Below are 13,003 nucleotides of genomic sequence, written 5' to 3'. Positions count from 1 at the left end.
AAGTACCAAGGACGGAAAAGGAGCCACCATGCACACCCACGCACTCATCGCACTTTCGGGAATCCTGCTCGTCGGCATACTCTGCCAGTGGATTGCCTGGCGCGTGAAGCTGCCTGCCATCCTTTTCCTGCTGCTCAGCGGCATCCTGGTCGGCCCGGTAGTGCGCTTCCTGAATCCGGACGTGCTGTTCGGTGACATGCTTTTCCCGTTCATCTCGCTGGCGGTCGCGGTCATTCTCTTCGAGGGCAGCCTGACCCTCAAGTTTCAGGACATCCCCGGACTTCAGAAAGTCATCCGAAACATGATTACGGTCGGGGCCATGATAACCTTGCTGATTACTGCGGTGGCCACCCGTCTGCTTCTGGATTTCTCGTGGGAGGTGTCGTTCCTGTTCGGTGCGCTGATGGTCGTAACCGGACCCACGGTCATCATGCCCATGCTCCGCACGGTCAGGCCCAAGGAGAACCTTGCGCACATCCTGCGCTGGGAGGGCATCCTCATCGATCCCATAGGTGCGACCCTCGCGGTTCTGGTGTTTCAGTTCATCGTGGCGGGCGGCGTGCAGGACGGTATCACCGACATGCTGTTGGTGTTCAGCAGAATCCTCGCCATCGGGGGCATCCTCGGCTGCGTGAGCGGCTATCTCTTCGGCCTTGTCATGCGCAGGCACTGGATACCGCATTATCTCGCCAACTTTGCCGCGCTGGCGCTGGTCTGCACCATTTTCGCCCTGTCCGATAGCCTTGAGCCAGAATCCGGCCTGCTTTCGGTTACAGTCATGGGCATCTGGCTGGCCAACACCAAGGGCGTCGAACTGGACCAGATTCTCGACTTCAAGGAGCACCTCAGTGTGGTGCTCATCTCCATGCTTTTCATCATCCTTGCCGCGCGTATGGATTTGAGCGTGTTCACCACCCTCGGCTGGCCCGCGCTGGCCCTCTTCGGGGTTATCCAGTTCCTGTCGAGGCCGATCACCGCGCAGGTTTCTGCGTACGGGTCAAAACTCTCCATGGCAGAGCGGCATTTTCTTGCATGGATCGCCCCTCGCGGCATCATTGCCGCGGCAATTTCCGCGGTTTTTGCCATCAAGTTGGAGAGCCTCGGATATTTTGAGGCACCCAAGCTGGTGCCGCTCACGTTCATGGTCATCGTCGGGACTGTGCTGCTCCAGAGCGCCACGGCCCGGCCCATCGCCAAGCTGCTGAAGGTTGCGGAGCCCGAGCCAAAGGGATTTCTCATCGTGGGCGCGGACAAGGTGGCCCGCGCAGTGGCCGAAGAACTCAAGGAGAACGGCTTCCCGGTCCAGCTTACCGACCAGAACTGGGAAAACGTCATGGCCGCGCGCATGGCCGGTCTTCGTGTCTACTGGGGTAATCCTGTCTCCGAACATGCGGAGCGACACCTGAGCCTGATCGGCATCGGCAGGTTGTTGGCCCTGAGCCAGAGCCGTGAGCTCAACGCGCTCGCCGCCCAGTACTATCGCATGGAGTTCGGCTCGGCCAACGTGTTTTCCATCCGCACCCGCCGCCCCGAAGACCCTGAGAACGGTGCCAAGTCATCCATCCGGGCAAGCGGCAGACAGCTCTTCGGTGAGGACGTCACATACGACACCCTTGCCGACCTGATTGAAAAGGGCGCGGAGCTGAAGACCACGCCCCTGACCGACAAGTTCACCTTCGAGCTGTATATGGATCAGTGCGAGGAGAAGCGGATTCCGCTGTTTGCCGTGACGCCGGGAGGGCGTATCCATCTGTTCACCGCCGAACGCGAGTTCACCCCCAAGGCGGAATGGCGCATAATCGGAATCGCCGCCTGCATGCCGCTGCCTGATGAGGGCAGGAGGCTGAAGACCGGCAAGCCGCCGGCACCCTCCGGGGCAGAGCGATGAAGAGTCGATTTCTGCCCGCCGCGAAGCCATTGGGTCTTGGTTTTTGTTTCCGTTTCCGATAGTTGCAAAATACGGGACCTTACCATCAAGGACGGAGATAATGCAGGACCACCACCTTTTTGGAAACAGAACGATCAGCCTGGGCACAAAACTCAAGGTGCTGCTTGTCGTCCTCACCGCCGTCACCATCATCGGCGGGTGCTATACGCTGTGGTACATCTACGAAACCCAGAAACTCTTTCAGCGCATTGAAGACCGGGACATCGCCGCGCTCGTGGCGGCGCAGGGGCTGGAGAGCGAGCTGGTGGCCCAGAAAGGGTACGTGACCTATTTCTTCCTGACTGGTGATGACTCGTGGCTGACCGAGTTGGGCCAGCATGCGGCGTCGTTCGAGCACTGGATGACCCTTGCCCGCGATATCGACGCGGTAAAGGGCAGCCGGGAGCTGCTCAACCGCATCGAGTCCGGCTATCTTCGCTTTGCGGCGTCGCGCGACCGGGTGGTGGAGCTTTATCGCCGGGAGGAACGCGATCAGGGCCAGCAGTTGCACTGGGAGGTCCGAAAGCGGTTCGTGGAGATATATGAGCTCTGTGAGCGGTACAAGCGCTTGCACGAACAAAATCTTGAAAAGAGCGGCACCGAGTACAGGCGCAAGGCACAGGTCATGGCCGGGCTTTCGCTCTTTGCGGTCCCCCTTTCACTGTTCGTGGCCCTGTGGCTGGGTTTTCTGCTCTTCAAGCGGATTCTGGAGCCCATCAGACGGCTTGCTCACGGCGACTCCGCCACCATGCATGGGCTTACCGGCGAAATCGGCGCTCTCTCCGAGCGCGTCACCGGCCTTTTGGAGGACGTGGACCACGCGCACGTCATGTTGCAGCAGAGCCGGGAGCAGGTGGTGCAGGCCGAGAAAATGGCCATGGTCGGCAAGCTGGCCGCCGGGGTGGCCCACTCGGTCAGGAATCCGCTCACTTCGGTCAAGATGCGCCTTTTTTCCCTTGAGCGCAGCCTGAATCTCGACTCGGTGCAGCAGGAAGACTTCGAGGTCATCTCCGAGGAAATCCGCCATCTGGACACCATCATCCGCAACTTCCTCGAATTCTCACGGCCGCCCAAGCTCAAGGTGCAGACCGTTTCGCCCTCCGAATTGGTGGACAACACTCTGCAACTGCTCCGGCACAGGCTGGAATCCTGCGGGGTGGAGGCTCGCGTGGTGCGCAAGAAGCCGCTGCCTGACGTCAACGCTGACCCCGAACAGCTCAAGGAGGTGCTCGTGAACCTGATTATGAACGCCTGTGACGCCATGGTGGACGGCGGCCGTATCACCATTTCCGAGGAGGTCGGCTCCTTCGGCGGCAAGGGGTCCATGGTGGCGATCACGGTTTCTGACGACGGGCCGGGCATCCCTGCATCCCAGCGCGACCACATTTTCAAGCCTTTCCACTCCACCAAGGAGGAAGGCACCGGCCTCGGCCTGTCCATCGCCAACAGGATAATGGCCGAGCACGGGGGCTGGATTCACCTTCAGCCCAGCAACCGGGGCGCTTCGTTTCTTCTCGCGCTCCCCCTGAAGGAGGCCCGTGAATGGCTTCGATCCTGATCGTCGACGACGATTCGCAGCTTCGCAACAGCTTCGGCAAGCTCCTTGGTCAGGAGGGGCATGACATCCGCATGGCGTCCTCTGGCGAGTCCGGCGTCCAGATGGTCCGGGAGGCCCTGCCCGACCTCATCATAATGGACGTGCGCATGCCCGGCATGGACGGGCTGGAGGCCTTCAATCTGATCCGTGAATACGACCAGCGGGTGCCGGTCATCATCATGACCGCCTTCGGCACCACAGAGACAGCCATCAAGGCCACCAAGATGGGGGCGTTCGACTACATCCTGAAACCGTTCGACATTCCTGAGGTGCTGGACCTCATCGAGCAGGCGCTTGAGGCGGGCAGGCTGGCCCGTGAACACGTGGAAATGGGCGGCGCGCCAAATGATGCCCCGGCCGGAGCGCTCATCGGCAACAGCCGGGCCATGAACGAAATCTACAAGGCCATCGGCCGCTCCGCGCCAACGGACGCCCTCGTGCTGATTCGCGGCGAGTCCGGCACCGGCAAGGAGCTGGTGGCCCGCGCGGTCTATCAGCACAGCGAACGCAGCGGCAAGCCGTTTCTCGTCATCAACTGTGTCGCCATTCCGGATACGCTCCTTGAATCAGAGCTGTTCGGGTATGAGCGAGGCGCGTTCACCGGTGCCAACACCCGACGGGTGGGCAAGATCGAACAGGCTGACGGCGGCACCGTGATGCTCGACGAGATCGGCGACATGCCGCTCGGCGTGCAGGCGAAGATTCTGAGACTGTTGCAGGAGAAGAAGATAGAGCGGCTGGGTGGTCGCAGTCCCATGGACGTGGACGTGCGCATCATCGCCGCCACCAATCGGGATCTGGAAGAGGCAGTCAAGGAAGGGCGTTTTCGCGAAGACCTTTACTACCGGCTGAAGGTCGTGACCATCGAACTGCCGCCCCTGCGCGACCGTACGGAAGACATCGTTCCATTGGCAGAATACTTCCTGAACCGCCTGTCCGTTGAAATGGACCTGCCGAACCCGGGCATTTCCGAGGACGGCTTGCGGTTTTTGCAGACCTACCGCTGGCCCGGCAACGTCCGCGAGCTTTCCAACACCCTGCAGAAAGCGCTTATCTTCAACCGGGGGACCGCCATCAGCCACGAGGAACTGGCGCAGGCTGTGGGCGCGGACACCGGGCGCGAGCAGGAAGAAGACGTCCTTGACGACGAGGACCGTTTCCGCCGCACCATCCGCAAGGCCCTTGCCGAAAACGCGGGAAAGAACGCCTTCGAGATGCTGATGAACAGGGCCGGACGCATGATTATCGGCGAAGCCCTTGAGATTACAGACGGCAACCGCACCCGCGCGGCCAAGCTGCTCGGTCTGACCAGACCCACCCTCATCGCCCGTATCGAGAAGTACGGCCTCAAGACGTCCACCAAAGTCGAATAATCCGGCTTTCGGTGTCAGCTTTTTTCACCAGCTATAAAAATAGCTGACGGCTGCGGTCTGGGCGTCACGGTCTTTCTTTTTGAACCTTTCTCATATTTCCTTTCATTACAGATTGTTGAAGAGTTTTCTTCCTGGTGCAGATTCTGGCACACGCTTTGCCTTTACTGGTGGCAAGGAGTGTGGACCATGCAGGGAACAAAGCAACGAATCCTCATAGCTGAACGCAACCCGCACATGCGCGGGTTCATAGGGCGTGAGCTTGCCGCGGAAGGATTTCTCGTCAACGGCGCGTGCAACAGTTCCGAGCTGTTTGCAGTGTTGGATTCGCCGCAACTGCCCGACCTCATCATCCTTTCCGCCGACACCCCCGATACGGAAGGGGAGAACCTGCTTCAGCGGGTGACTGAGCGCTTTCCGCGCATTCCCGTGATCCTGCATATCTACCACGAAAGCTCCGGCGACATCCCGGACCGGCGGGGCTGGCCTCAGCCGTGGTCGAGAAGAACGGCAACCCCGATCGGCTGACGGAGGCGGTGCGAGACCTGCTGCGCAGCCGCATCACGAAGCCCGGAACCACCGTCGAGGAAAGGTGATCCATGGACAGGAACTACTATCAATCCCTGCATCGCAGCATGATCGCCACGGTGGTTTTCGTGTCCTTCATGCCGCTTCTGGTTATCACGCTACTTGCGGGATACCAGTTCACCACCGCCTACAAGGAGAAGGTGCTCGATCACATCAGGGAGATCGTTCAGAAGCACGAGCAGGTCATTAACAATTATCTGGATGAAAAGGTCGCCGAGGTCCGGGTGCTCACCGATACACTGGAGGGATCGTGCTTCGTGAACGAGCGAAGCCTGCGCAATCTGCACGAATCCCTCGTCAGGCGGCACGGCGGCGACTTCGTGGACCTCGGGATGGTGTCCACAGACGGGAAGCTCGTAGCCTACTCAGGGCCGTTCAAGCTCGGCAAGGCCGACTATTCCGGTGCGAAGTGGTTCCAGGAGGTCATGCAGCGGCGCGTGTATATTTCCGATGTTTTCCTTGGCCTGCGCGGGGTGCCGCATTTCATCATCGCGGTTCTTTTCGAAAGCGACGGCGAGGAGTGGATACTCAGGACCACGCTCGACTTCGTGAGCTTCAACCAGTTGGTGGAGGACATCCGCATCGGCAAGACCGGGCAGGCCTTCATCATCAATCGAGCAGGTGAATTTCAGACCACGCCGAGGGTCGACCTCGAAAAGGAACTGCCGTTCGTGCGCGAGCTTCTGAAAACCTCGCCGCCCGCCAACGCGCTTTCGAGCACCCCACGGGTCCGTACCGCCATCACCGAAAGTCCCATCAGCGGACGTGAGACCATTTTCGTGAACAGCCCGCTCAAGAACGGCGAGTGGACCCTCATCTACCAGCAGGATACGGCCGACGCGTTTTCCCAGCTTCACAGGATTCGCGGCATGGGCTTCATCGTGCTGCTGCTCGGCGGCGTGGGCATCACCGTGATGGCCTTCGTTCTTTCCAGCCGGATGGTCGCGCGCATCCGTCAGGCGGACATGTCCAAGGAGATGATGAACGAGCAGGTCATTGAGGCCGGAAAGCTTGCCAGCGTGGGCGAACTTGCCGCAGGCATCGCGCATGAGATCAACAACCCGGTGGCCATCATGATGGAAGAGGCCGGGTGGATAGAAGACCTCATGGCCGAAGGCCTGGAAGTTGACGACAACATGGACGAGGCCCGCCGGGCCCTGACCCAGATTCGTACTCAGGCGCGCGGTGCCGCGACATCACCCACAAGCTGCTTTCCTTTGCCCGCAAGATTGACCCCACGGTCAAGCGCGTCAACGTGAACGACCTCATCGAGGAGATCGCGGCGCTTTCCGAGCAGCGGGCCAAGTACGCCAACGTGCGTATCAACACGGTGCTCGGCGAAGGGCTGCCCGAAATCCCGGCAAGCCCCTCGGAGATGCAGCAGGTGGTGCTCAATCTGGTGAACAACGCCATTGACGCCATGTCCGGAAAGGGCGGGGACCTGACCATGACCACGCGCCACGCCAACGACGAGGTTGTGCTGGTGGTCAGCGATACCGGCATGGGCATCCCCCGTGCGAACCTGAGTCGCATCTTCGACCCCTTCTTCACCACCAAGCCCGTGGGCAAGGGCACCGGCCTCGGCCTGTCCATCATCTACGGCATCATCAACAAGATGGGTGGAGAGATAAGCGTCACCAGCACGGTGGATATCGGCACGGCTTTCACCATCAGGCTGCCCGTCGAGGACGCGGCCGGTGGAAAGGATAATGAGGAATAGGACGGGATTATCCCGACGGCAGTAATGAAAACAAGGGAGGACCCATGAACGCGAACATTCTCCTCGTCGATGATGAACAAGGGTTCGTGGACACCATGGCGAAGCGGCTCGGCAAGCGCGGTCTGGAAGTGCGTACTACGTACTCCGGGGCCGAAGCGCTGAAGGTGTTGGAAGACTGGAAGCATGTGGATGTGGTCGTGCTGGATGTCAAGATGCCCGGCATGGACGGCATCGAGGTGCTCAAGCAGATCAAGAGCTCGTGGCCGCTCGTGGAGGTGGTCATGCTCACTGGTCATGCCACGGTGGAAAGCGCCATCGACGGCATGAAGAACGGCGCGTTCGACTACCTTCTCAAGCCCTGCGAGATCGACGCCCTGATGGCCAAGATTCGCGACGCGTACGAGAAGAAGTCGTTCCATGAGGAAAAGATTCTGGAAGCCCGGGCGCAGCACATCGCATCGCGCATGGGCGACTGAAGCGGGAGGGCGCTATGAATGGCGAAACCGTCAAGATTCTTCTGGTGGACGACGAGGCCGGCTTCACCGATGTGCTGACCAAGCGCATGAGCAAGCGCGGGTTCGAGGTTGTGTCCGCTGATAGCGGCACCGAGGCGATCCGGATTCTTCGCAAGGAGGATTTCGACGTGGTCGTGCTCGACCTGAAGATGGAGGACATGGACGGCATCGAGGTGCTTCAGGTGATTCGCAAGATGGTGCCGGAACTCCCGGTCATCATGCTCACCGGGCACGGCTCCGAGACCGCCGCCAAGGACGGTTTGCGCTATGGCGCCTATGATTATCTGTTGAAGCCCTGCGACCTGGACGAGCTCATGGCCAAGATCCGGGAAGCGGCTAAAAAGGCATGAAATAAACGGATACCCCGGTGCCCGGCACAGCAGGGACCGGAAGTGGATCGAAACCGCCGAAAGGCGAAAATAAGGCAGAAGACATATGCGAATACTCAGACGCACTTTCGAGTCGCTTCAGTGGGCGGCGAGGGCACACGCCAAGTGGGATCTGGAAGTGTCCACGAACATCGTGACCAGCCGTAAGAAGCTGCTGCTTCTCGCGCTGCTGACGATTCCCATCATCCTCGTCTCCGTAGGCGTTGCCGCGGATATGGAGCTTCCGGACATCCTCGGCGGCAAGAAGGCATACACTCCGGCCTTCTACACCACGGAAATATTCCTTGTCTCCATCGCCATCGGCGTCTGTGCCGGCCTGATTACGGGCTGCATCGGCGCGGGCGGTGGATTCATCATCACCCCGGCGCTCATGAGCGCGGGCATCAAGGGCATTCTGGCGGTGGGAACCGACCTGTTCCACATTTTCGCCAAGGCCATCATGGGAACAGCCGTGCACAAGAAGCTCGGAAACGTTTCTGTGGCGCTGGCCGTGGCCTTCCTTGTGGGGTCGGGGGCAGGCGTTCTCGGGGGCGGCATACTGAACCGTCTCATCTATGAGGCCAACCCGGTCGCCTCCGACACCTTCATCTCGGTCATCTACGTGGTCTTGCTCGGTTTTCTGGGCTTCTACGCACTCATCGACTTCCTTCGCCTGCGCAAGATGGGGCAGGGCGTCGACGCGCACGGCGGTGGCGGCTCGGGCGGCGGCGGACTTCCCGCCAAGCTGCAGAATGCCAACATCCCCCCGATGATCACCTTTGACGAGGACCTCGTTCCGGGCGGCAAGAAGATCTCCGGCTGGTTCGTTGCCCTGTGCGGCAGCATCGTCGGCTTCATGGCGGCCATCATGGGCGTGGGCGGCGGCTTCCTGACCTTCCCCATGTTCGTGTACATCCTCGGTGTCAGTTCCTTCACCACCGTCGGTACCGACATCCTGCAGATCATCTTTACTGCGGGCTTTGCCTCCATCAGCCAGTACGCCATTTACGGCTTCATCTTCTACACCCTGGCCATGGGCATGCTGCTCGGTTCGCTCATCGGCATCCAGATCGGCGCGCTGACCACCAAGCTGGTCCCCGGCATTTACATCCGCGGGTTCTACGCGCTGGCCATTCTGGCCGGTTTCGTGAACAGGCTCTTTGCCCTTCCCGGCAAGCTGGGTGACATGAAGCTCATCAACATCGATGCGTCCACGGCGGGAATTCTTGCCTCGCTGGGCAACTGGTCGTTCTTCGTAGTCATCGGGACCTTCGCGGTCTGGGTGATCGGGACGTTCCTAATGCGCGCACGCGAATTGAGGGAGGAATAATCCATGCTTATCACAAACAAGAGAGCCTTCTCCATAGGCGCTGTACTGACAGCGGTTTTTATGGCCGTGCTCTGGTACATGTTTACGGACAACTTTGGCGGAACCAACGCGTTCCATGCGTCTGATGCGCTCTTCAACTCCATCTCCAAGGGATCGACCTATTACATTCCCGACGTCAAGGCCGGAGCGCTCAAGTTCTCGGGCGACGACTACACCGTAACGGTGCTCGACAAGCAGCCGGATCTGGTGAACGAGACCCGCGATCTCCTTGTGGCAAACGGAATAGCCGCACAGAGCGGGGACAAGGGGCTGATGGTCAGCGGAAAGCTCGGAGTCCTGCTGGACGCGGTCATCCGCGACGCGGACCGGATGTTCCACAACGAGGGAGACGAGCTGAAGAGCCGTTACGGCATGGAGCCGCGAAAGGCCATGTACCTCTGGTGGGCCATGCTCACCAGCCTCAAGAAGGAGCTTGATCTCCAGAAGCAGTTCGCCGCAGCGTCCTACGTGGACAAGATGGTCATCAAGCGTGCGGTGGAAGTGGCCTATAACTACTATGGAATCGAGGCGCGTGACGTGTCTGAAGAAGCTGGCATCATCACCTTTGCGCTGATATTCTATGTGGTCTACACCATGTGGTGGGGCTACTCGATCTTCTTCCTCTTCGAGGGCTTCGGCCTTGAGATGAAGGCCGGGAAGAAGAAGGAAGTCTAACCGATACAACAGGCGGGCCGTGATATGGGGTTCTGGAACAGCGTTTCCCGATTGCTTGGCCGACGTGACACGTCGGACTCCGAGGATGCAAGAGCCTTATCACGGCCCGTTTTCTCAGCTTCAGGCAGCTCATCTCCGCCAACACCGAGGCGCATGAGCTCTTTGCCGAACTGGAAGAGACCCTGCGCGGCGGCCGCGCCTACGGCATGCACTACGTCCGCGCGCTCTGCACAAAGATTTCGGCGGCCATCTTCCGTATGGTGCAGAACCTCAACGAGATGTCGCCCGGCGATTACGAGCGGCTTTTCGAGCGATTCAAGGATATCCAGCAGAAAATCAATCCGCACCTCTCCCCGCCGCAGGTGGAGCGGGGCGGCCCGCTGGTTCTGGCACTTTCCGAAGTGCGCCGCGACGACGTGGAACGCTGCGGCTCCAAGATGGCCATGCTCGGTGACGCGGCGGCCACGCTCTCCGTGCCCACCCCGCCGGGATTCGTTATCACGGCCGAAGGGTATCGCCGCTTCATCATGGACAGCGGGTTGAAAGAGGAGATCGACCGCCGCATCCAGAGCAGCATTCAGGAAAAGACGCACGACGCCATGCGCATGTCTTCGTCCATCATGCAGCTTGTGGTGGAGGCCGAGCTGCCTGCCGATCTGGAGCAGGCAATCCTTGACGCCTACGCAACGGTGGAGCGGGAATCCGAATCCGGGATTCCCATGGCCGTCCGTTCCAGCGCGCTGGGCGAGGACGCCGAAGGGGCGACTTTTGCCGGGCAATACCGTTCGGTACTCAATGTGGACGCCGATTCCCTGCTGGACGCCTACCGCGAGGTGGTGGCCTCCAAGTGGTCGGTGGAGGCATGTGCATACCGGGCGAGCCGGGGCATCCGCGACGAAGACGTTGCCATGTGCGTGGGATTCATGGGCATGGTGGACGCGAAATCAAGCGGCGTTGCCTACTCCTCGAGCCCGGTGGATTTCGAGGACCACCGCGTGCGGATATATTCCGTATGGGGGCTTCCCAAGGCGGTGGTGGACGGTTCCACGGCTACAGACGAATTTCGTGTTTCCCGCGATCCTCAGGAGATCGAAACCCGAAGCATCGCCGAGAAGCAGGACCGCTATGCCTGTCTTCCCCGCGAAGGGACGTGTCGTCTTGAAACCACGCAGGAAGAGGCCAACGCCCCTTCGCTTGAGGACGGACAGGTGCTGGCCGTGGCTCGGCTGGCAGTCTCGCTTGAAAAGCATTTCAACCATCCGCAGGACGTTGAGTGGGCTTACGATCACGACAACACGCTCATGCTGCTGCAGTGCCGCCCGCTCACTGAGGTGCTGGAGGAAACCAAGGCCGAGATTCCGGAAGGGTTGCCCGATCCTGTTTTCAAGGATGGCGTGGTGGCCTCTCCCGGTGTTGCCGCCGGAGAGATCCGCACTGTGCTCAAGGACGCTGATGCGCTGACCTTCCCTGAAGGCGCGGTGCTCATGCTGCGTCACGCACTGCCGAGGCGGGCGGCCCTTTTGAACCGGGCTGTCGCGGTCATTGCCGAGCAGGGCAGCGCGGCAGGCCACTTGGCCAACGTGGCGCGCGAGTTCGGCATCCCGGCGGTTTTCGGACTGCGCGGCATCCTTGATGAATTTGAAGACGGTGAAACGCTGACCATAGACGCGGACAGCGGCGCGATATACCGGGACCGGCAGGAGCCGCTTCTGGAGCGCAAGCGCGTGCGGCGCGACCTGATGCGCGGCAGCCCGGTGCGTGCGGCGCTTCTCGGCGCGGCCAGGCACATCCTGCGGCTCAGGCTGCTGGACCCGGATTCCGTGGAGTTTCGGGCGCGCAACTGCAAGACGTTCCATGACATCATGCGCTTCTGTCATGAAAAGGCCGTGAAGGAGATGTTCCACCTCGGCATGAGCCGAAGCGTGCAGCAGGTGGCAGCGCGGCGCGTCATTTGCGACGTGCCCAAGCAGTTCTGGATACTCGATCTCGGTGATGCCTTCTGCGAGGAAGGAGCCTGCCGCATGGACGGCTGTGTGGCCGTGGACCAGATACGCTCCCTGCCCATGCGGGCGCTCTGGGACGGCATGATGGCCGTGGCATGGGAAGGCCCGCCGCCCGTGAACGCGAGCGGGTTCATGTCCGTCCTGTTCGAGGCCACGGCCAACCCGAACCTCGACTCCGCAGGGCGGTCCGAATATTCGACGCGCAACTACTTCATGGCTTCGCGGCGCTACTGTTCGCTCCAGTCAAGATTCGGGTTTCACTTCTGCGGCACGGAATCCTACGTGGGCGAGCGTCCGGCCGAGAGTTACGCCAGCTTCCAGTTCAAGGGCGGGGCGGCTGACCTCAAGCGCCGCATCCTGCGAACCCGGTTCATCGCGCAGATTCTTGAAAACTACGACTTCGGGGTCAAGCTGCGCGAGGACAACCTCTTTGCCCGAGTGGAGGGGCTGGAGCAGGAAGGAATGCTCCGTCGACTCCGGGTCATCGGCTATCTCATCAGCCATACGCGCCAGATCGACATGATTATGGCCGACCCCGATGCGGTTGAGCGTCGACGCCAATCCATCGAGAAGGACCTCGCCGAACTGGTCGGCCGCTGATTGCAACACAGGATTTACTGTCTTTGTGGTTGTTTTCTGCGTTTGAGCCGTTCTGCGGGCTGGTTCGTGGTTTTTCAGCAGTAAAAAACGAAGAACCATGCCCCTAACAGCGCGCTGTGTCAGCGACCAATGTATCGGGTCCAGAAAGCAAATGATATTCCCTGACGTGTTGAATTAATTAGTTAGTGATGGTAATTAATCACATTGAATCCGCTTTCTGTGGATTCCGGCAATGATACCGCTCAGCAAGGATCAGGGGACGGTCCTGATG

Annotated in this window: 11 protein-coding genes; all 11 read left to right on the top strand. The window is 60.3% G+C overall.

All coding sequences use genetic code 11. The annotated features are described in order from the left end of the window. Nucleotides 1–28 precede the first annotated feature (28 nt). The 11 genes from JCM12178_RS05265 (at nucleotide 29) to JCM12178_RS05220 (ending at nucleotide 12,732) form a co-directional block, all read left to right on the top strand. Nucleotides 29–1,888: a cation:proton antiporter gene (locus tag JCM12178_RS05265; RefSeq protein WP_054649405.1), complete on the top strand. Its 1,860-nt coding sequence runs from the start codon at nucleotides 29–31 to the stop codon at nucleotides 1,886–1,888. A 100-nt stretch (nucleotides 1,889–1,988) separates the two neighbouring features. Next, nucleotides 1,989–3,485, top strand: a complete 1,497-nt coding sequence (locus JCM12178_RS05260) for an ATP-binding protein (protein ID WP_054649403.1) — start codon at nucleotides 1,989–1,991, stop codon at nucleotides 3,483–3,485. Next, nucleotides 3,470–4,897, top strand: a complete 1,428-nt coding sequence (locus tag JCM12178_RS05255) for a sigma-54-dependent transcriptional regulator (RefSeq protein WP_054649401.1) — start codon at nucleotides 3,470–3,472, stop codon at nucleotides 4,895–4,897. Before JCM12178_RS05260 ends, JCM12178_RS05255 begins: the two co-directional genes overlap by 16 nt. 186 nt (nucleotides 4,898–5,083) lie before the next feature. Further along, entirely contained in the window at nucleotides 5,084–5,422 is a 339-nt protein-coding gene (locus JCM12178_RS05250; protein ID WP_054649399.1) for a response regulator, read from the top strand. Between the two features lie 71 nt (nucleotides 5,423–5,493). Beyond that, a complete protein-coding gene (locus JCM12178_RS05245; RefSeq protein WP_245628631.1) occupies nucleotides 5,494–6,741 on the top strand; it encodes a sensor histidine kinase in 1,248 nt (415 codons plus the stop codon). After that, entirely contained in the window at nucleotides 6,738–7,202 is a 465-nt protein-coding gene (locus JCM12178_RS19400) for a sensor histidine kinase (protein ID WP_245628630.1), read from the top strand. Before JCM12178_RS05245 ends, JCM12178_RS19400 begins: the two co-directional genes overlap by 4 nt. A 44-nt stretch (nucleotides 7,203–7,246) precedes the next feature. Continuing rightward, a complete protein-coding gene (locus JCM12178_RS05240; RefSeq protein ID WP_054649397.1) occupies nucleotides 7,247–7,678 on the top strand; it encodes a response regulator in 432 nt (143 codons plus the stop codon). A 14-nt stretch (nucleotides 7,679–7,692) separates the two neighbouring features. Further along, complete coding sequence (locus tag JCM12178_RS05235; protein WP_054649395.1) at nucleotides 7,693–8,067, top strand: response regulator; 375 nt, start codon at nucleotides 7,693–7,695, stop codon at nucleotides 8,065–8,067. 85 nt (nucleotides 8,068–8,152) lie between these two features. Beyond that, complete coding sequence (locus JCM12178_RS05230; RefSeq protein ID WP_054649393.1) at nucleotides 8,153–9,415, top strand: sulfite exporter TauE/SafE family protein; 1,263 nt, start codon at nucleotides 8,153–8,155, stop codon at nucleotides 9,413–9,415. Nucleotides 9,416–9,418: 3 nt separating this feature from the next. Then, entirely contained in the window at nucleotides 9,419–10,129 is a 711-nt protein-coding gene (locus JCM12178_RS05225; RefSeq protein WP_054649391.1) for a hypothetical protein, read from the top strand. 206 nt (nucleotides 10,130–10,335) lie between these two features. Then, the gene (locus tag JCM12178_RS05220) at nucleotides 10,336–12,732 is read left to right on the top strand and encodes a PEP/pyruvate-binding domain-containing protein (protein WP_157054767.1); all 2,397 of its coding nucleotides are present in this window, start codon (nucleotides 10,336–10,338) and stop codon (nucleotides 12,730–12,732) included. The last annotated feature ends 271 nt before the right edge of the window (nucleotides 12,733–13,003 follow it).

The organism is Salidesulfovibrio brasiliensis JCM 12178 (assembly GCF_001311825.1).
Taxonomy (GTDB): Bacteria; Desulfobacterota; Desulfovibrionia; order Desulfovibrionales; family Desulfovibrionaceae; genus Pseudodesulfovibrio; species Pseudodesulfovibrio brasiliensis.
This window is presented reverse-complemented; position numbering and strand designations above follow the sequence as displayed.

Bases quoted from the DNA above. Each gene is read 5' to 3' on its own strand.
- JCM12178_RS05265 (WP_054649405.1), top strand. From the start codon at position 29: ATGCACACCCACGCACTCATCGCACTTTCGGGAATCCTGCTCGTCGGC.
- JCM12178_RS05260 (WP_054649403.1), top strand. From the start codon at position 1,989: ATGCAGGACCACCACCTTTTTGGAAACAGAACGATCAGCCTGGGCACA.
- JCM12178_RS05255 (WP_054649401.1), top strand. From the start codon at position 3,470: ATGGCTTCGATCCTGATCGTCGACGACGATTCGCAGCTTCGCAACAGC.
- JCM12178_RS05250 (WP_054649399.1), top strand. From the start codon at position 5,084: ATGCAGGGAACAAAGCAACGAATCCTCATAGCTGAACGCAACCCGCAC.
- JCM12178_RS05245 (WP_245628631.1), top strand. From the start codon at position 5,494: ATGGACAGGAACTACTATCAATCCCTGCATCGCAGCATGATCGCCACG.
- JCM12178_RS05240 (WP_054649397.1), top strand. From the start codon at position 7,247: ATGAACGCGAACATTCTCCTCGTCGATGATGAACAAGGGTTCGTGGAC.
- JCM12178_RS05235 (WP_054649395.1), top strand. From the start codon at position 7,693: ATGAATGGCGAAACCGTCAAGATTCTTCTGGTGGACGACGAGGCCGGC.
- JCM12178_RS05230 (WP_054649393.1), top strand. From the start codon at position 8,153: ATGCGAATACTCAGACGCACTTTCGAGTCGCTTCAGTGGGCGGCGAGG.
- JCM12178_RS05225 (WP_054649391.1), top strand. From the start codon at position 9,419: ATGCTTATCACAAACAAGAGAGCCTTCTCCATAGGCGCTGTACTGACA.
- JCM12178_RS05220 (WP_157054767.1), top strand. From the start codon at position 10,336: ATGCACTACGTCCGCGCGCTCTGCACAAAGATTTCGGCGGCCATCTTC.